Raw genomic sequence first — 20,330 nt, forward strand, 5'->3', positions numbered from 1 at the left:
TTATCATTATTATTCCATAATATTTCTATCCCAAGAGGTATTGACAAAATCTACTCCCTTCTAACTTGTTACCAATGGGGAATGACTGATTATATATGGGTTTGGATCGTGCATAAAGTTGGAGTTTTTTTTAATCTGGTATTAGCTTACTTTTCGGCGAGCTATTACATTGGTTTTCAGTTGAGTGAAGTACAGATGCTCGGGTACAGGACACGGCCGCGTCCCTAAGCTCCTACTGTATTTCAGAGGATTGAAAACTACGATAAAAGTCGAAAAATACACAAATTTACCAATATATTTAAGTTTTCCAGGACTGAGGCTAGTGGTGAGGTGCGCGGTGCGCACCCTACTAATTTGATTCACGACTGCAAAATTAGCTCCAATTGCCCAAAAACAGCACGACAAGCCCCGATTCAATCTTCATCCGGTTCATCCTCAATCCACACCGGCGCCGAACTCAAAATGCCGCGCAGCCCCCGTATCGGTTTGCTGACTTTGATGCCGTAGCGAGTAATCTCGAGTTCTCGCAAAGTTCTCTCGAAATTGCTGACTCGTTTTTTAATTACTCCGATCGCCTTGCGGATTTCTGTCCTATTATGCAGTTGGCGTTCCAGATAACGTATAAACAGAAGATTATCCGCCAAATAGCTAATCCCGATCTCGGTCAGCCGAAAATCTCCGCTAAGGACTTCTACCTCATTAATCAAGATAACGGTGACTCCCATATTCTTGAGATACTTGCACAAAGCGTGCAAATTGTTCACCAAATCTTGCCCCTGCATCGAAAGCTGATAGCCAGAAATACTGTCAATCATCACAATCTGCGTCTTTTCTTGCTCCACCTCCTGCCGTACCATACAGGCAAACTGATCCGGCGAGTACAGCAAAGGTTCCACAGGTATCACCGAAAGACTTCCTTGCCCGATCATCGCCCCAACCGGGATGTTAACTGATTCGCAGCGCTGCAGCAGAGTAGAACTTGACTCCTCAAAAATGTAAACTACCGATCGCTCCCCCCTTCCTGCGGCTTCTTTCATAAACTGAATCCCCACCGTCGTTTTACCCACGCCGCTAGGCCCGCTAATCACCGTGACAGTCCCCCGTTCCAGTCCCCCGTGCAGTAGTTCGTCGATTTCTGGAACCCCAGCAGAAATCGCTTCAGCAACAAAATCCTGTTGAAAGTCGTCCGGAAGCAGTCGCGGAAATACCTCCATACCAGCCTGAGTCAGGCGCAGCGAATGGTGGCCGCTGCGGAAGTTGGAGCCTCGCAGCTTGGTGACAGACAGGGTGCGTCCTTCAGGGCGCAGTTCTAAATAAATTACTCCGTCGCTGATGAATTGCAAATCGTCGTCGGGAGCACTTGATGTGCCTTCGGAGGTGAACACCACCGTCGCCCCCCCTTCCACCAAAAACCGCAGAAAAGACAGAACTTGCTTGCGAAACTGAAACTCATCCGCAGCTAAGTAGCGAAATTGAGTGATCGCATCCAAAAACACCCGTTGTGGCTTGACAGCTTCGACTCGCTCGATAATCTTTTGTGTAGTCGGTTCTCGCTCCACCTCCGAGGGCGAGAAAATGTCATAAGTCTGAACTTCTGTAAAAAATTCTGAGGATGGGCTCAAATCGAGGAACGCCATCGCTTCCATATCAAAACCGAGAGTTGCGGCATTGGCGCGCAATTGTGCTTCCGGTTCCCCTAAAGTAATAAACAGGGGCGTTTCTCCCAGAGCCACACCTGCAGCCAAAAAGTGAAAGCCCAGTGTAGTCTTGCCAGTACCCGGGCCGCCGCGCACCAGATAAGAGCGTTGAGGAATTAGGCCGCCGCCAATCACTTCGTTGAGACCGGTAATTCCCAGAGAAATTCGCTTTTGAGACATTTGTTTTTTCATCTTTTGAATATCGGGCCCGTATTAATATTTAATGGTTTTATGCAGTGTTTTGATGATTTTTTTTACCGGGCGTCTGATAACCTTGATGAAATCTTTTTCTACCGAAAATTACGTTAGCACACAAGAATTAGAAAGTATTGTCGGGACTGCTGGGATCATTCAGCAGCAGTACACAGAGGTATTTTGGCAAGAACGGGTAGAAAAAGCAGTTGCCCCGGGCACGAAAATAGATTGTACCGTTTACCCCAATACTCAGGAAGAACTGGCGGCTGTCATTGCTTGGGCTGGGCAAAATCGCTGTGCAGTCTTGCCTTGTGGCAGTGGCAGCAAACTTGATTGGGGCGGTTTAGTTAAGGCAGTTAATATTGCCGTCAGCACTTCGCGCCTCAATCGGCTTGTAGAACACGCTGTGGGCGATTTAACCGTGACTGCGGAAGCGGGAATGAAGTTTGCCGATTTGCAGCAAATTTTAGCCGCAGCAGGTCAATTTTTGCCGATCGATCCGGCGTATCCGCAACAGGCAACTTTGGGCGGAATTATCGCTACTGCTGATGCCGGTTCCTTGCGGCATCGCTATCGCGGGGTTCGCGATTTGTTGTTGGGAATAACCTTTGTGCGATCGGACGGTAAAATTGCCGTAGCCGGAGGTCGAGTTGTTAAAAATGTCGCCGGTTACGACTTGATGAAACTGTTTACTGGTGCTTACGGCACATTGGGCATCATCAGTCAAGTAACTTTCCGAGTTTATCCCCTGCCTGAATCCTCGGGAACTGTAGTGCTGACAGGGCAAACTAATGCTTTGTCCCAAACTGCTCAAATCTTATTATCCTCTGCTTTGACACCAAGTGCGATCGATTTGCTGTCACCTGAATTAGTCGCAAAATTAGGCTTAGGAAAGGGCACGGGATTAATCGTCAGATTTCAAAGTATCGCAGAAAGCGTTAAACAACAATCAGCCCGCTTGCTGGAAGTTGGCGAAAAGTTGGGTTTGCAAGGCAGTAGCTGCTGCGAAAATGATGAGCATCAGTTATGGCAAAGATTGCCAGAAACAATCTGGGATTCTGGCACAAAGTCGGCAATTATTTGCAAAATAGGAATCAGACCGTCGGAAGTTGTAACGGCCATTAACGAATTGCCGGTACAGGACGCTTGGATTCATGCAGGCAGCGGTTTGGGGGTTTTGCGGTTTGAGAATGCGACGGCTGAAACGCTGTTGCAGGTACGCAGAGGGTGCGAAGCGAAAGGCGGTTTTCTGACTGTTTTAGCAGCGCCGGCCGACATCAAGCAACGGTTAGATGTTTGGGGCTATACTGGAAGTGCGATCGATTTAATGCGCCGGATTAAACAGCAGTTTGACCCGGAAAATCTTTTGAGTCCCCATCGTTTTATAAGTGGTATTTAGTTTAAAGTTTGTAGTCAGGACTTGATTCGTTCAGGACTTCTGTAAAAAGTAGTTTGACACGCTACTTATAGCGGTAAGTTTCGCGCTACCAACCAACATATAAAGGTTCTGCGTAAATTACATTAAACTGACTAAAGTCCTTGTTACGAACCAAAACAATTAGGTAATATATATGCAAACTTCAGAAAAATCTCCCCTTCCCAGCGACGATTTAAAACCCGCCAAAGAAAGCAATTTTCTAGCACAAAATCCCCACTTACAAACCCTCGAAATCCCGGGCTTCGACCCCAATAATCCGCCCGACCCGAAATTAATCGATACTTGCGTGCACTGTGGCTTTTGTTTGTCAACTTGTCCGAGTTATCGGGTACTCGGCAAAGAAATGGATTCCCCCAGAGGTCGCATTTATTTAATGGATGCAATCAACGAAGGCGACGCACCATTAAATGAAGCAACCTCGCAGCATTTCGATACTTGTTTGGGCTGTTTAGCTTGCGTAACAGCTTGTCCGTCTGGAGTTCAATACGACAAGTTAATTTCCGCAACTCGCCACCAAGTTGCCAGAAATCAGGAACGCACTTTTTCCGATAATGTAATTCGCACTCTGATTTTTAATCTCTTCCCTTATCCTCACAGATTGCGGCCTTTACTTGTACCGCTGTTTATTTATCAAAAATTAGGGCTGCCAAAACTTGTCCGCAAAACAGGTTTGCTGAAAAAAGTATTTCCCCGCTTGGCCGCGATGGAATCAATTTTGCCGAAAGTTACTGTTGATTCTTTCCGGGATAATTTGCCAGAGGTAATTCCGGCACAAGGGGAAAAACGCTATCGAGTCGGCGTGATTTTAGGCTGCGTGCAGCGGCTGTTATTTTCGCCAGTTAATGAGGCTACGGTGCGAGTTTTGACGGCTAACGGTTGCGAGGTTGTAATTCCGAAAAGTCAGGGATGCTGTGCTGCTTTGCCGGAACACCAAGGCCAAGCGGAACAGGCGAAAGCTTTGGCGAGACAAATGATTGATAGCTTTGAAAATACTGGCGTTGATTTTGTGATTATCAACGCTGCTGGGTGCGGCCACACTTTGAAAGAATACGGTCACATTTTAGCAGATGACCCGCAATATAGGGAGAAAGCTGAGAAATTTGCTGCTAAGGTGAAGGACGTGCAAGAGTTTTTGGCAAGTGCGGGAATTACGGCAAAACTCAATCCTTTGATTGAGGGAAATTTGACAATTGTATATCAGGATGCTTGTCATTTGTTGCACGGGCAAAAGATTAGTTTGCAGCCGCGTCAGTTGCTGCAACAAATTCCGGGGGTGAAGTTAAAAGAGCCTGTGGATGCGGCTTTGTGCTGCGGCAGTGCGGGGGTTTACAATATGCTTCAGCCGGAGGTTGCTGATGAATTGGGAGTGCAAAAGGTGGAGAATTTGCTGAATACTGGGGCGGAGTTGATTGCTTCTTCTAATCCGGGTTGTTCTTTGCAAATTAAGAAGCATTTGGAGTTGCAGGGAAAGGAAGTTACTTTGATGCACCCGATCGAACTTTTGGATTATTCGATTCGCGGGGTGAAGTTGCTGAGGAAATAGTTTTGTAGGGCGGGCGGTGTCTGCCCTATTTTCGCTGCTGAATGAGATTTTTTGTTAATGAACCGCAGAGGGCGCAGAGGGCGCAGAGTTCGAGAAGAGAGAGACAAAAGAGAAAGAGGAATAGGCGTTTGTATTGAGAAGTCGTGAAGCGTAGCTATCCCGCTCTTAATCGCACTTCTGACTACTTCACAAACTGCTAAAATTAAATTCAACAGTCTTTCACCCCGGACAACTGTTATGGTAACTCAAATCCCATCCCCTACTCAGCAAGAAGTTATTTACCCCGACAGCGACGGCTTACCAATGGCAAATAATACTGACCAATTTCGCTGGATTCTCGTGATCGAACAAAATTTAGAATGGATGTATGCTAATGACGAGAATGTATTCGTAGCGGGTGATTTGTTTTGGTATCCAATCGAGGGAAGACCGAATATTGTTAACGCGCCCGACGTGATGGTTGCCTTCGGCAGGCCGAAAGGGAGACGCGGTTCTTACCAGCAGTGGAATGAGTCAGGAATTGCACCGCAAGTTGTGTTTGAAATTCTATCTCCTGGCAACACGCAGGATGAAATGGAGAAGAAATTGCTATTTTACGATCGCCACGGAGTTGAAGAATATTACATTTACAATCCTAGCAATAACCAACTCAGAGGGTGGCTGCGGGCAGAAGACGGGTTGGATGCGATCGCATTAATGGAAAATTGGGCGAGTCCTCGATTGGGAATTCGCTTTGATTTATCGGGTTCTCAATTGCAAATTTATCGACCGGATGGAACGAGGTTTTTCTCCTACGTTGAGATTTGTCAACTGTTAGAGGAAGAACGCCAGCAAACAGCACAAGAACGCCAGCGGGCAGAACTTGCAGAAACCAGTTTAGAAGAAGAACGCCAGCGGGCAGAACTTGCAGAAACTGCTTTAGCAGAGGAACGGCGCCGAGGGCAGATTTTGGTGGAACGGTTGCGAGAAATGGGAATTAACCCAGACGACTTAACTTAGAAATTGGGGTGTTTTCGGTTGGATGAAAAAGTACGCGCGGCGTAGCTATCCCGCAGAGAATCGCACTTCTCACCCTTCCCACAAGCTAAAATTAAATTCAACAGTTATTCACGCCGGACAACAGTTATGGTAACTCAACTCAAGTCTCCTCAAAAACCTGATGTAATTTACCCCGAAAGCGACGGCCAACCAATGTCAGAAAATACGAAACAATTTCGCTGGATACTCATCATCCAACAAAATTTAGCGTGGCTATTTGCGGATGACCCGAATGTATTTGTCGCGGGCGATTTGCTGTGGTATCCCGTCGAAGGAGATAACAAGATTCGCGTCGGCCCGGATGTGATGGTAGTCTTCGGCAGACCGAAAGGAGATAGGGGTTCTTACAAACAGTGGGAAGAAGAAAATATCGCGCCACAAGTAGTGTTTGAAATTCTTTCTCCCGGTAACAGGCTAACAGAAATGAATAAAAAACAGGTATTTTACGATCGCCACGGGGTAGAGGAATATTACCTGTACGACCCGGAACGCAACGATTTCAGCGGTTGGATGCGTTCAGAGGGGCGTTTGGACGTAATTGATGCGATCGAAAATTGGGTCAGTCCCCGACTCGGAATTCGCTTTGATTTGTCGGGTGAAGAGTTACAAATTTATCGCCCTGACGGCGAACCGTTTACAAGTTATGAGGAGGTTTCTCGCAGCTTGGAACAAGCCGAACAGCGGGCAGAACAAGAACGGCTGCGGGCAGAACAAGCCGAACAGCGGGCTGCTGTCCTGGCAGAAAGACTGCGATCGATGGGAATTGACCCGGAACAACTGTAAACTAGACTGGGGAAAAGAGCGATCGGGCTACATTAAGCCGTAAGGTGCGGACTGCGCACCCTCATAATTAATATCAAACCCGGTTAATTTCACATTATATTTGTAAGGACACGGCATTGCCGTGTCCCGACACGTAGGTTATTTTTCCCCCTCTTCTAACCTCAAAAAATGCACCTGTCCTGAAGCTTCCGCCGCCACAATTGTCGCCCCATCCGGTGCAATAGCACAAGCTTTCAAAGCACTATCTCCCCTGAAACTAGCAACTACTTTTCGACTCAACAAATCCCAAACTTTGAGAGTATTGTCATCCGAAACTGAAATCACCCTATTTCCCACAGTCGCTACAGATGTTATCGAATCGTCATGACCTACCAAAGTAAAAACTTCTTTTCTACTTGACAAATCCCAAACTTTAAGATTGTTTTCTCGCCCGCCCGAAATCGCCCATTTGCCATCGGTTGTAACTGCCACAGCATTCACAAAACTCTCATGACCTTTGAGGGTGAAAAGTAGATGTTTGACGGCTAAATTCCAGACATTTGCCAAAATATTCTTTTCTTTCCCCAAACTCCAAACTTTCAGAGTTTTGTCGCCGGAAGCCGAAATAATCCGCTTGCTGTCGGGAGTAACTGCCACAGCTTTTATCCCGTCCTCATGACCTGATAAAGTAAAAAGTTCCTCTCCTGTGTCTAAACTCCAAACTTTAATAGTTGTGTCTCCAGAACCCGAAATTGCCATCGTTCCGTCTGCCGTCACTGCCACAGAATTTACCCAGTCCGTATGACCCGTGAAAGTAAAGATTTCCTTTCCGGTTTCTAGATTCCAAACTTTCACAGTTTTGTCGCCGGAACCCGAAACTACTCGCTTGCTATCCGCTGTTATTGCGATCGCTTTTACCCAATCTTTATGACCGGGAATAGTAAAAATTTCCTGTCCGTCATTGAGGTTCCAGACTTTAATGCTGTTGTCTCCTGAACCTGAAATCGCTTTAGTACCGTCCGCCGTCACTGCTACAGCATTTACCCAGTCATCGTGACCTGCAAATGATAAATTTTGTTTTCCTATTTCTAAGTGCCAAACTTTGAGAGTTTTGTCAGAGGAACCAGAAACTATCCGCTGGCCGTCGGGGGTAACAGCCACAGCATTTACTGGTGAGATGTGATTGGTAAAAGTGAAAAGTTCTTCTTTTGTTTCCAGATTCCAAACTTTGAGCGTTTTGTCGCCGGAAGCTGAAATTACTCGTTTGCCGTCGGGAGTGACTGCCACAGCTTGAACGAAACTGGCGTGTTTTCCTAAAGTGAAAAGTTGCTTTCTTTCTGAAAAACTCCAGACTTGAACAGTTCCGTCATAACTGCCGGAAATTATTTGTTCGCCGTCGGGAGTAACTGCTACACTTTTTACCCAATCTGCATGACCGGTGAGAGTAAAAAGTTCTTTTCCCGTTTCTAGGTTCCAGACTTTTATGCTGTTGTCTCCAGACCCAGAAATCAACCGTTTGCTATCAGGAGTTACTGCTACGGACTGGACAAAACTGCTGTGACCTTTGAAGTTAAAAATTACTTCCCTGGTTGTCAAATCCCAAACTTTTATGCTGCCGTCCCAAGAACCAGAAATTACTTGCTTGCCGTCGGGAGTTACTGCTACTGCTTCTACCGCAAAAGTATCGCCTGCAAAGGTAAATATTTCTTGTCCAGTTTCTAAATCCCAAATTTTAATAGTATTGTCCCAAGAACCGGAAATTACTTTAGTGCCGTCGGGCGTGACAGCTACAGCATTGACGTAGGTAAGATGACCTTCGAGGGTTGAAAGTTCTTCGCCTGTTTCTAAGTGCCAGACTTTGAGAGTGTGGTCGGAGGACGCAGAAATTGCCCGCTTGCCGTCGGGGGTGATTGCTACAGCTTGTACCCAATCTGTATGTCCGGTGAGGGTGCGCAGCAATCTCCCGCCGGGAGGAGTAAAGCTGGGCGTTAGCGGTCGCAGCCAGGGGCTTTTTTGGTGTTTTGCTTGTGCTAGCAGTGCTTGGATTTCTGGACTTTCAAAGCACATCAAGCGGGCAATTAGTTGCGTGGCTAGTTGGGTTTGGTCTTTGGCTAGAATGTGGGCCGACAGCCTAATTGCTTCTTGGATTAATTGGAGTTGGTCGCCTTTTTGATCTGAGGTAATTATATCGGGACTTGTTGCTAAATCGTAATCTTCTATTAGCGCCTGTACTCCGGATGCTGACAGCTTGGCTTCAATAAAATTGTAATCTGTTAGTAAGCTGTATAATTTCTCGGAGTCTGAAGTCGCTGCTAGCTGACTTGGCAAGATTCCTAAATAGTGTCTCTGTTCTGCAGGCTGCATTTTATCCAGCCCTTGTGTAAACTCGCTCATGAATTTGTGGATGTCTTTTTTAAATGTATGCGATCGCTAGCTGCACCCTGCTGGAAACCCGATCGAGAATCTTTTCTCTTGACTTAGCATGACATATTTGAATGCTATGTGCTAGGGCCTGCTGTCCTTGGTTTGGTTATGGTTCGATGAATTGCTCGTTTTTTAGTCTGAGTCTGCTTTGAGAATTTTCAAGGAGTGCGATTATAATCAATCGCTGCCAATATAATTCAACTCAGCAACGCCCAATTAACCGATCGATCGACAAAAGCTGACATATATCGTTGTCTTTCTTAACATAGCTGGTCTTTGGGTAATGATTGTCGATCGATAAACAAACTCAAGCTAAAAATTTTCAGGTATCGCAATCCTATTTGATGTGGAAGACTTTTTTTAACGAAACACGATTCAGGATGCTCTAATTTTCTGTCAATGGGGCCGCATCAGCGAGGCAGATGTCGCCCTGGTTGGGATTCGTACCTCAACCACATCTGCAATCTGCTTCACCTAAAGCTCTCAGAAAGCTTTGCAGGCGCGCCCCCTTCCTCTAAAATATAGAATAGAACTTGCACTGTTAAACCGGGTTTCTAGACAAAATCATGGGTTTGACCGCTAGGTACGTAGGAAGAAACCGGGTTTCTGACTCCATAGCGCGCAAGTCACGATCGCAAATAAAGCAGTATTGACTTTAGAGACAAATTTCATGGATGTTATCGAGTTTTTCGAGTTAAGTGCAGGCAAATGGTTTTCCCAGCGCACCGTACACAATCTCAATTCTGGGAAATTGCAGGCAGGTAAATCCGACCTCAAAATAGAAATACTGACAGCTAGCGATGCAGCAGTCGTCAAACTTTGCCAAGCACACTCCATTAACCCGGCCTCTACTGGGCTAACCAGCGTTCGGATTACTTGGGACGGTATTCCCGATCGCGACAAAGCTAAACAAATCGGTTCTACCATACTAGCGATCGTACCAAATCCCGACAATCCCAGCGAAGGCAAAGTGTTGCAAGACAAGGGTAACAGCCGCTACGTGATGGGCGACGACGTGCTGACATTGATTACAGAATCAGACACTCTCCATGCCGAAGAAAGGCTGTGGTATCTCATGCCCAATTTGCGGCTGCGGACTAGCGTTGTTAAGCAAGCTAACGGTACCGAACAAGCCTCTTTTTGTTCGGAAATTCGGATGGGAGCAAGTCCGAAAAGTGAAAAGTGACAAATAACTATCTAGTTGCCAAAGTTTACACCTTATTTCTGCTTTCTCCCTTCTTTCTGCGTCCTTCTCGGGCAATGGCTTTTAACTTAGTGTGAAAATCAGTGTGTTTGACAACTGGGAAGGATTTTGCCGCAGGTTTGTCCGCTAATTTGCGCTCGGCTTCGGCTCGATCGGCGAGGGCGGTAACAGCCACATCTTCATATACTACAAATTCTGTATTTTCTTTTGTGCGATCGTCGGCTGCAGGCAATTTTCCTGTTTCCTCGGGATCTGTGTTCGGGACTTCTGCATGAAGCGCCACATCAAGTTGCGCCTCTGACGGCCCACGAACATCTAACTCTGCGGCACTAAATTCCGATTCCGGGTTCGATAAAAGTATATCTTCCTGCGGCAGTTGAGCAGCACTTTCCCCGGTTAAATTTTGAGGAAAATTATTGCAGACCAAGCGTTCAAACTCGCGATTGAAATGATAGAGAGGTTGACCTATCCGATGCCACATACTCAATAGCTGTCCCACTGAAACAGCTTTGTAGCGCCCTTGATAAAGCGCTTCAACCACTGCTAAACGCAGCCAATAGCCGGGATACTTGGTCAGCCATTCACCCGCCAATTTCTCGGCTTTTTTGCCACCTAGGTCAAAACCGTAGTGAACCAGCAGAGCCGCTGCTTGTGCAGATATTGCTGTCACTTCTGTCATTTGTTATTGGTTCGCTGTTATTGGTTCGTTGTTATTGGTTCGTTGTTATTGGTTCGTTGTTAATTGCTAATTGTTAATTGTTGGTTGCAATAACCAATAACTAATAATCAATAACTAATAATCAATAACTAATAACCAAATTGAATTAATCGGATAAACGCACGCCTCCTTCTACAGTTCGCGCGTCCCCGGAAAAAGGTTGGGGAGTCCCATTCCAGTTGAAGTCGCTAATTCTAAAAGTCAGGCTGCCGACTTGACGCTCAGGATTAAAACGCAAAATAATTGCGTAGCTGCGGCGGCTGTATTCTACAGTGTAATTCGTACTGATTGCTTCCCCGCTTTCTAAATTAATAGCACTTTGAAATCCGACTCGAAACCCTCCGTAAACTTGCTGGACAAGTCCAAAAGACAGGACTCTCAAATCTACTAAGCGATCGAATAAAAACGGCGAGATACCGTCCCGCCCCACCTGGGTATAAGTCACGTTAAACCCAGTGTAATCGAGGAAAGGGCGGGAGAAATGACCGAACTGCCCTTGAAGGCCGACGCTGCCGGCGAGGGAATTTTGTCGATCGCCGCTGCTGTAATAAGTCCCAACTCCCCGGACTCCCAAGGCCAGTTGCAAGAAAGGAACCACCGGCGTCCGCGTATACCTCAAACCCTGGGTGGGAGTGCGGGGCAGCGGTTCGCCCTCCCACAGGTTGAAGCCGCGGCTCAAGGCGAAGCTGACTTGGGAACGGCCCAGATCGACGCGGTTGTTTTCCCGCACTGGTTCGAGCAAGTCTGCTCGATCGGTGTCAGCATTGATAAATTGATACCCAGCTTGGTAGCTGAGATTGATGCCCGTGCCTCCGAGTTGGATGACTGGGGAAGTGAGGACTGCCCCGAGACTACTCTGCACGGTTTGATAGCCCAGAGAACCGTTAAACAGTCGATCGCGATAACTGTATTCTGCTGCCAGAGAGTGAGTGCCGATCGACTGTCGGAGACGCAAATTGCCCCGAAAGCTGTCTTCCGGCAAGTTCGGGAAATTTTCAAAACTCAGAAATATTGCCGATCCGTCGAGCCTGGTGCGCGGGCCGAGACTAGCGCGTAACCTCGCTTTCAGCCCGTAACTATCGGGAGAAAACGGATTACCGCCGTGCTCGGCCACGACCCGCTGCAGGTAAATTTGGGGTGTCAGGGTTAGCCGCACCGGCCCGTTTTGCAACACCTCAAAACCGCACTCGGCATACAAACCGCCGCGGTCGCCTCCGTCGTAGCCAAAGGTCAAACACGGGCCGTTTTGCTGCCGGCTGTCAAACACTTGCCTGCGGGGATACACAGGTATTTTCACGCGGTTGTCGAACACCAAGCGGGGTTTAGTTGTAACCAATTCCTCTGCCGTGGGCGAAATCCTTCTAATCGTCGCCCTGCGGGCCCTGTATTCAAATTCCGGCGGGGAAAACGGGTCGTTAGTAATCCGAATGTTGGTTGCTACCCTCGCGCCGTCTGGTAGCAGTTCGATGCGTTCTGCTTCAAAGCGGACGCGGTTGACCGCACCAGTAACTTGGGGGGCTGCTAGCTGTCCACCGCCGCCGATAGTCACTGTAGCAGCGCCGGGGGATTTGACTCCGCGCAGGGGCTGCTGGCTGGTAATTCGATCGCTCAGCGGCTGTTCCAGAATCGTCCCGGCACTAATATCTGTCGGCAGTGTGGGGGTCAATTCGCTACCTGCAGCGGGCAGGAATATTTCGCCCCTGGCTTGTTCGACTGCGCCGCTGTTGAGGCCGAGATTGAACTCCATCTGCTGGCCGCGCACTACTTGTTGGCCGCGGGTATAGGCGACATTGCCGGATGCTACCACTTGGCGGGTGACTAAGTTGACGATCGCCCGATCGGCATCAATCACCGTTTGCCGGAACCGCACAACAACATTACCAACCGCCGTGACAATTTGCTGCTTGTCGTCGAATTCTTGGCGGTCGGCCTTAACTTCGATAGTATCGGCTGGAGTGACCGGAAAAGGAACCGTCCGCTGAGAAGGTGCAGTGCGGACTCCCGGCGGCGCCGCTGGTTTAGGCTTCGGTGTCGGCGCAGCGGGAGTTCTGGGTGCGGGGGCAGTTCCTGGCGTGGGAATGTCGAACTGCTGTTGCCCGCTGGGTGCTGGTTCTAGCGCGGGTTCTGGAACGGGAATCTCCGCAGGTTCGGGAGAGTTATCTTCTAACTGCCGGCCTTGGGCCTGATACCAACTTTCCTGCTTTCGGGCAAGATTTCTCTCCTGTTTTCTCTGCGCCTCTGCGGTTCGTTTCCGATTGCGAATGGCAATGGCATTTTCTACCGAACCCAACTGGTAAGCTGTAAACGAGGAATCTTGCTGAACAGTCCCTGTTTTGGGTTCTCCCACAGGAGGCCGACGCTGAAATCCCACCACTGCCTCGCCGCTTTCCACTGCGGCTAGGGGGTCGGCCATTTCTGGAGGCCGGTCGGTGGCTGGGGTGGTGCCGAGGAGTGTGGCTGCGGGTTCTGCTGGGGCCGGTGTGGGTTCTGGCTGAACGATATCTGGGCTTGGTTCCGGTATTTCTGCGGGGTTGCTGCGGGTGTCTCCATCGCCGGCCGCCACAGTGAGGGCGACTTTTTTTGGCTTTGCGATGTAGATGATGGCAGAGGGTTCTGGCGGCGGTACCGGATAGGGCATAGTTACAACAGGTAAGTCATCCGATTTTAGATTTTAGATTAGAGATTTTATAGGGTGCAAATTATTGAAAATTTTTGCGTCTAAAAGGCAACTGTTTAGACATTAATCTGACATCTAAAATTTGCAGTGGCTTTGGCGCGCCGGAATATGGCTGCTTTCAGAACTTGCTTCCGCCACAAGATAACCTCGCTGCTGGTGCGAGGTCAAGTTTTTTTCGACTAATTTTTGCGGGTTGGCGGGCTTGCTGGGGGGCTGCGGTGGCGTGCCCCCCAGCAAGTGGCCGAGATAACTTGTTTATTCCATGTCTCTGCGGTTGGGGTTCCGGGCTGGGTCATTGGACAAAAATCCAAAGATGAACAGGGAAACAAAAAATAAAACAACTACATTAACTACGATTTTGAGGGTTAGCACTGTGGGAGTCTCCAAAGATGGCATAATACTGAGCTGATTTGCTGCTGTTGCGGCAACTTTTTTATCATAAGCTAAAGATTAGTCAATTTTCTCTTTGCTTTTGAGGATTTTTGGCAAGTTAATTTTTGCCCAATTCCAGAGTTGCTCTGCGATGTTTTCTAGTCGCAGCATGACTCGATCGAGCCATTCGAGCACTTGTTCTAGCGGGTGCTTAATGTATCCCATTGATTCTGCTTTTGTTTCTAAGTAGTCGCCCTCGGGTTGGACGCCTGCGCTCTGATTTTTTGGTTCGCCAGCAGCGGGGGTTGCGGCGGTGTATCTGCTGGTTTGCCCGGTGATTGCTGCTGGGGATTGGCTGTTTTGTCGGGTGTTCGGGTTTGTGTTTTTTGGCACTTGGGTTTCCGGCGCACGCCCTGGGGTTGATTCTGCTGCGAGTGCAGAGCTATTTTTTTGAGTAACTGCTAAATCAGATAAATCAGATGCTGTTTGGGGTTGACTTTTTGGGCTTTTTGTGAGCAAGCTCTGTTTTAGCTGCCCTAGCAGGCGGTGAAGTGCTTCGGGGTAAGGGGAGATTGAGACTGCGGTCGATCGACCTTCTGGCAGTTCTCCTAATTCTGCAATTTCCTGCTTGACTTTTGGGCTACTTTGTGATAAAGGGATTTGAGCTGCTGCCTCGGGTTCGGAACTGCCCTCGATTAAATGCTGCGGTGCTGCTTCTCCGAATAAGTCTTGCCAGTTCAGCCAGGGTCGATCGACCTCTGGGCTTTTTTCGGTGTTTTCTTGTTCTTGTCGCTGTTTCAAATAATACTGAATTGCGACTGCTTTCTCCGTATTATCACTTGCTGCCGTTTCTTTTCCCAGGAGGTGATCTACTGACGACCAAATCATTTGTTCGATGTTGCGAGCGTATTTTTCGAGGATTTCGCGGGCGGACAAATCTAAATTGGTTTCAGTGCCGGATGTATTAATTTTGACTTCGGGGTTTTCTATGGGTTGAGCGATTGTTTTTGCCGATGGCGGGAGGGTAAATTCTTCGAGGTTGACAGCGGCGCGATCGAGTAATGTAACAAAGGAGAGAGGACTAGCGGGTCGATCGAACTTGCTGTTAAAATTATTTTCTAATTCCGAGGTATTGCGGTCGAGCGAATTTGATGCCGCAATTGACTGCTGTGCGGTTTTTGCTTCAATCTGGGCGCGGGCTTTTTGGACTAGGATTGAATTGCGGTCGATCGATTTTTTAACTGCGAGGATTGATTCTCCAAACTGATTTCTTTTCAAAGCAACCGGGCTCGTCTGAAGCCATGCCATCAATTCCCAAAAACGACGCACCGGCGGCAACTGCGCTTTTTTGGCCGCCGACTCCACACCGAGATTAAATTTTAATTCTTTTTGGGTAATTTCCCGCCGTTCGGGCTCGCAGTTTGCTACTTCCCAAGTTATGCGACCTTCGAGCATTTCCTGCTGTTCGGGTGTCAAAATATCTAATATCTGATTTTCTCTTCCGACCAATACTAAAGTGCGGGCTGGGATAAAACTGGCGATTCCCTCAACTTTCGGTTGCGGTTTTAATTCAGTTTTAGCCAGCGGGTGTTCTAAGACGGAAGTTGTTTGATGCTTTGTGATTTGTCCGCTAAAATTGATAGCCGGAGGTAAATCGCTAGCAGCATTTCCCTGATTAATTAACAGCGGGAAGCTGGCTAAAGTTTTCGCGGTTTGCGACGAGTTTAGTAAATTTTCGGCTAGGTGCAAAATTTCGGCGATCGAACTTTCCTCGGAAGTTTCCCCCTGATACCAATTTTGTTGCCCATCGGGATTTTCGTCCCCGCCAAATTCTTGCAGTTCCGGTAAATCTACTTTTTGACTTGATTCCCGCAACTGTCTGCCCAACAGTCGGGAACTTTGCACCAGCAAATAAGCTGGATAAAGCAGAATTTGGGTGGCGGTGAGAGTTGCTTCTTTAATTTGACGCCAAGTTCGATCGCAATTGTCGGCCACTTGGCGGGACTGTTTCGATATAAAATTTAATAGTCGGCTTTGGTAGGGGCCGTAGTAACCGTTGGACATAAGTTTTATTATTGAATTCAGATTTTTGATTCGCGCCGGAATTGCTGAATATTGCTGTAAAATCAAAGCGAGATCTTAATCGCAGCTTCAAACCCTCTGAAACCTTTATTTCTTCGCGTCCTTTGCGTCTTCGCGGTTCAATCCGATCTTTGATTAATACACAATTCCTATTTTAGCGAAATATGAGCGCTTCTGTGTCACCTGCTAGCAACAATATTTCTGCCGCTGTCGAGAAGTTGCGACGCCTCAGCCAAGTGGAGGTTCAGTCTGGCTGGAGGTACTGCGATTCTGACTCGGCTGTCTCTTCGGTAAATATTTGTAACAGCCCTGTTGCCGAACTTAACGGCAAAGGACATATTGCTTGGCCGTCTGGGAAGCAAGTTTTGTATCTGGGCCAGCAATTTGTAATTCCTGACAATTTGCACGGCTATCCTGTGGTTGGTTTGCGGTTGCTGCTGGGCTTGACTTGGTGGGCAGAAGATGCTCAAATTTTTGTGAACGGCGAGTTAGTCGGACAGGGAGATTTATTTGATTTTGCCGATCGAGTTTTGTTGAGTTCGTCGGCCAATCCCGGAGATGAATTTTTAGTTATTTTGCGGTTGGTAAGTCCGGGTCACGATAGCGGTGCTTTAGTGCGATCGATTTGTTTGTACGAAGCTGCGGACTCTTGTTGTTTCGATCCGGGTTTTTTGGCGGCCGAATTAGAGATTTTGCAAAATTCGCTAACTCAAAATTTAGAAAATTTAAATTCCCAATACCTCTCTACCGAAACAATAGCAAATCGCCCCTGGTTTGCCAAGGGGGAAACGCTGAAATCTGAGATTGATTTGGCGCTTGGTTCGATCGATTGGTCGGCGGTGTGCGATCGCGAAAAGTTCGATCGCTCGCTGTCTATTTTGCGGCACAATTTAATGGGGTATCTGCGGGCTTTTTCGGGGGATTTAGATGAGGGAACCGCAGAGGGCGCAGAGGGCGCAGAGGGAGGAAGAAAAGATGAGGTTTTTGAGGTGGGAGAAAATAGCAATGCTACATCTATATATATAGGAGAACTTGGTGTTCTGGCATCTTTTTCGGGGGATTTAGAGGAGGGAACCGCAGAGGGCGCAGAGGGCACAGAGGGAGGAAGAAAAGAGGAAGTTTCGGAGGTTGGAGAAAACGGCAACACTATATCTATATATATAGGAGAAAGCGGCGAGCAGACATCTATATATACAGGTAAAATTTATTTGGTCGGTCACGCTCATTTAGACTTAGCTTGGCTGTGGCCTGTCCAGGAAACTTGGGAAGCGGCAAAGCGAACTTTTGAGTCGGTATTGAAATTGCAATCGCAGTTTCCCGATTTGATTTTCTGTCATTCAACTCCGGCGCTTTATGCTTGGATGGAAGAACATCGGCCGGACTTATTTGCAGCGATTAAAGAACAGGTGGTGGCGGGTTGTTGGGAAGTTGTCGGCGGGATGTGGGTAGAACCGGATTTAAACTTGATTTCTGCTGAATCAATGGTGAGGCAAGTTTTTTACGGACAGCGTTACGCAAAGGAAAAATTTGGGGAATTGATGCGGGTAGCTTGGCTACCGGATACTTTCGGTTTTGGGTGGCAATTACCTCAGATTTTGCGGCAAGGTGGAGTTGATTATTTTGTGACGCAAAAGTTGCGTTGGAACGATTCAACGGAATTTCCCCACGGTGCGTTTTGGTGGGAAGGGTTGGACGGTACTAAAATTTTTAGTATGATGTCTCCTCCAATTGGCGAAAGTATAGAATCTGTGAAAATGGCAAGTTATGCTTTTGACTGGCAAGTTAAGACTGGTTTGCAAGATGCTCTTTGGTTGCCTGGGGTTGGCGACCACGGCGGCGGCCCGACTCGTGATATGTTGGAGGTGGCGAAACGCTGGAAAATGTCGCCTTTTTTCCCGAGGTTGGAATTTGTGAAAGCGGTTGATTATTTGTCTTTGATTGAGACTCAGTTTTTGCCAGAAGTTGCGGAAAGTTCGCAGCAAAGCGATGTTGCAAAACCGGATAATCAGGAGTTTTTGCGGGCGCAAGAATTGTCAAACTTGTCGGCAATTTCCGCAACTAAGCCCGAAAGCGATGTTTCAGAATCGGACAATCAGGAAAATTTGCTAGTTGCCGAAACCGTCGGGAATTTGCGGGCGCGAGAATTGTCCAATTTGTCGGCAATTTCGGATGCAAATCCTCCCATCTCACAACTTAAAAGTATTCCCCGCACTCTCCCTGTTTGGAAAGACGAACTGTACTTAGAATTCCACCGGGGTTGCTACACGACTCGCGCCGACCAAAAACGCCAAAACCGGCGCTGCGAAGAATTGCTCTACCAAGCGGAGTTGCTGTCTTCGCTGGCAACGATTTGTACTGGTGCGGTTTATCCCAAATCTGAGTTAGAATCAGCTTGGAAACAAATTTTGTTTAACCAGTTTCACGATATTTTGCCCGGTTCTGCGATCGCCCAAGTTTATGCGGATGCTAATCTAGCCTTTGCCGAGGTCGATCGCACTTGTCGCGAAATCCTGCTAAAATCTTTGGATGCAATCTCGGCTCAAATTTTTCTCCCTTCCCCTCCTGGGCCCGACGCTCAACCGATTTTGATTTTCAATACTCTCAATTGGTCGCGCTCTGAGGTTGTTGCCGTACCGCTTCCCGATTCCGCTGATTCAGCTTGGCAAATTTACGATTTTTCAGGACAGCCACTGGTGTCGCAGATTGTCAGGGGCGATCGACCGCAATCGCAATCTACACTGCTATTTTGGGCAAATAATCTCCTCGCCGTTGGCTACCAGGTGTTTTGGCTGTGTCGCGAAGACGCTCAAACTGTAGATAATGCGTCCGCGAGTCCAGAAACTGAAAAAAAGACAGAGTTATCAAAACTTACATACGGTATAGCACAAAAAAACACACCTTGTCAAGAAACGCATTTTGCAGCCGCAGAAATGGTTTTAGAAAATGAATTTATTCGGGCAACAGTAGACGGACAAACCGGGGATTTATCCAGCATTTGGGATAAAGTAAACAACAGAGAAGTCCTGAATGCAGCAGGCGGCAATCAACTGCAAGCATTTCAAGACAGCGGTCAATATTGGGATGCTTGGAATATCGATCCAAATTATGAAAAACATCAATTACCAGGGCCGATACTGAAAGATATTTTCTGGATAGCACAGGGAGAAATACGGCAGAGTTTGCGGGTAGTCCGACAAATTGGCAAATCGGAGTTTTGCCAAGATTATATAGTAGAAATAGGTTCGCCTCTGCTGAAAATCAAGACAGTTGCAGATTGGCAAGAAACTCACGTTTTAGTAAAAGCAGCCTTTGGGTTAAATGTAGAAGCAGATTTTGCAACTTGCGAAATTCCCGGCGGTGCGATCGATCGCACAACCAAGCCGCAAACACCCGCAGAAAAAGCCAAATGGGAAGTGCCGATTTTGCGCTGGACTGATATCAGCAATGACGGTTTTGGAGTGAGTTTGCTCAATGATTGCAAATACGGTTGCGACCTTCAACCAAATCGAATTCGGCTGACTTTGCTTCGGGGCTCGACTTGGCCCGATGAACAAGCAGATGTAGGAGTTTCCGAATTTACTTGTGTAGTGTATCCCCATGCTGGAAATTGGCAAGAGGCGGCCACAGTTCGGCGCGGCTATGAGTTGAATTTGCCGCTGCTAGTAAAGGTGTTACCCAAGTTAGAGAAAAATGACCACAAGACTCTGCCGCCAGTTGGCAAGTTCTTAGATTTGTCGGCGGACAATTTAGTTTTGATGGCTTTCAAACAGTCGGAAGACGATTCTAATGTGTGGATTTTGCGCTGTTGCGAATCCGAGGGGAAGGAGGCTGTGTTAAAATTCAATAGTGATTTGGAATTAGAGATTGTAGAGCCAGTAGATTTGTTGGAACGACCTGCCAATTTGTCTGAAAAGTTGCCCGAAGGACGAGGATTTAAGATAGAGCCTTGGAAAATCGCGACTTTTACAATTGTGTCCAAAACAGAGACCTAAAGACTTTATACCGAAATCTGCAAGGATTTGTCAACCTACCTCTTTCCCTCTCATTTATTCTCTTCTCATTTCCCCTCTGCGCCCTCTGCGCCCTCTGCGGTTCATGGAAAACAAATCCAGTTGGCACAGGTAAAAGCGCGAGGCTAAAATTTAATTGTATGAGCATGATTGTGCAATGATTATAGCCT

The 20,330-nt window shown here is 47.5% G+C and carries 12 protein-coding genes; 6 read left to right on the forward strand and 6 right to left on the reverse strand.

The features are described from left to right. Positions 1–413 precede the first annotated feature (413 nt). The gene (locus QUA78_RS17390) at positions 414–1,877 is read right to left on the reverse strand and encodes an ATPase domain-containing protein (RefSeq protein ID WP_333302035.1); all 1,464 of its coding nucleotides are present in this window, start codon (positions 1,875–1,877) and stop codon (positions 414–416) included. A 97-nt stretch (positions 1,878–1,974) separates the two neighbouring features. Here QUA78_RS17390 and QUA78_RS17395 point away from each other — a divergent pair, with 97 nt between their 5' ends. The 4 genes from QUA78_RS17395 to QUA78_RS17410 all read left to right on the forward strand — a co-directional run bounded on the left by QUA78_RS17395 (position 1,975) and on the right by QUA78_RS17410 (position 6,694). Further along, a complete protein-coding gene (locus QUA78_RS17395) occupies positions 1,975–3,291 on the forward strand; it encodes an FAD-binding oxidoreductase (protein WP_333302037.1) in 1,317 nt (438 codons plus the stop codon). 172 nt (positions 3,292–3,463) lie between these two features. Beyond that, positions 3,464–4,873: a heterodisulfide reductase-related iron-sulfur binding cluster gene (locus tag QUA78_RS17400; protein WP_333302038.1), complete on the forward strand. Its 1,410-nt coding sequence runs from the start codon at positions 3,464–3,466 to the stop codon at positions 4,871–4,873. A 237-nt stretch (positions 4,874–5,110) separates the two neighbouring features. Then, positions 5,111–5,872 carry a Uma2 family endonuclease gene (locus QUA78_RS17405; protein ID WP_333302039.1) on the forward strand — a complete coding sequence of 254 codons (762 nt, stop codon included), beginning with the start codon at positions 5,111–5,113 and terminating at the stop codon, positions 5,870–5,872. A gap of 126 nt (positions 5,873–5,998) precedes the next feature. Then, positions 5,999–6,694, forward strand: coding sequence for a Uma2 family endonuclease (locus tag QUA78_RS17410; RefSeq protein ID WP_333302040.1), 696 nt, complete (start codon positions 5,999–6,001; stop codon positions 6,692–6,694). Positions 6,695–6,832: 138 nt separating this feature from the next. Here the strand turns inward: QUA78_RS17410 and QUA78_RS17415 are convergent, their stop codons facing one another. After that, entirely contained in the window at positions 6,833–9,079 is a 2,247-nt protein-coding gene (locus QUA78_RS17415; protein WP_333302059.1) for a hypothetical protein, read from the reverse strand. Positions 9,080–9,767: 688 nt separating this feature from the next. On the opposite strand from QUA78_RS17415, the gene QUA78_RS17420 reads away from it, so the two are divergent. Continuing rightward, positions 9,768–10,283 carry a phycobiliprotein lyase gene (locus tag QUA78_RS17420; protein ID WP_333302041.1) on the forward strand — a complete coding sequence of 172 codons (516 nt, stop codon included), beginning with the start codon at positions 9,768–9,770 and terminating at the stop codon, positions 10,281–10,283. A 25-nt stretch (positions 10,284–10,308) separates the two neighbouring features. Here QUA78_RS17420 and QUA78_RS17425 read toward each other — a convergent pair whose 3' ends face one another. The 4 genes from QUA78_RS17425 to QUA78_RS17440 all read right to left on the reverse strand — a co-directional run bounded on the left by QUA78_RS17425 (position 10,309) and on the right by QUA78_RS17440 (position 16,132). Further along, complete coding sequence (locus tag QUA78_RS17425; RefSeq protein ID WP_333302042.1) at positions 10,309–10,980, reverse strand: hypothetical protein; 672 nt, start codon at positions 10,978–10,980, stop codon at positions 10,309–10,311. Positions 10,981–11,125: 145 nt separating this feature from the next. Then, positions 11,126–13,657, reverse strand: a complete 2,532-nt coding sequence (locus QUA78_RS17430) for a DUF3769 domain-containing protein (protein WP_333302044.1) — start codon at positions 13,655–13,657, stop codon at positions 11,126–11,128. Between the two features lie 294 nt (positions 13,658–13,951). Beyond that, positions 13,952–14,068 carry a photosystem II reaction center protein I gene (locus tag QUA78_RS17435; protein WP_039887172.1) on the reverse strand — a complete coding sequence of 39 codons (117 nt, stop codon included), beginning with the start codon at positions 14,066–14,068 and terminating at the stop codon, positions 13,952–13,954. A 78-nt stretch (positions 14,069–14,146) separates the two neighbouring features. Further along, positions 14,147–16,132, reverse strand: a complete 1,986-nt coding sequence (locus QUA78_RS17440; protein WP_333302045.1) for a hypothetical protein — start codon at positions 16,130–16,132, stop codon at positions 14,147–14,149. 182 nt (positions 16,133–16,314) lie between these two features. Between QUA78_RS17440 and QUA78_RS17445 the strand changes: the two genes are divergently transcribed. After that, entirely contained in the window at positions 16,315–20,142 is a 3,828-nt protein-coding gene (locus QUA78_RS17445; protein ID WP_333302046.1) for an alpha-mannosidase, read from the forward strand. The last annotated feature ends 188 nt before the right edge of the window (positions 20,143–20,330 follow it).

The sequence above is a fragment of the Microcoleus sp. K4-B3 genome (genome assembly GCF_036704615.1).
Classification (GTDB): domain Bacteria; phylum Cyanobacteriota; class Cyanobacteriia; order Cyanobacteriales; family Microcoleaceae; genus Microcoleus.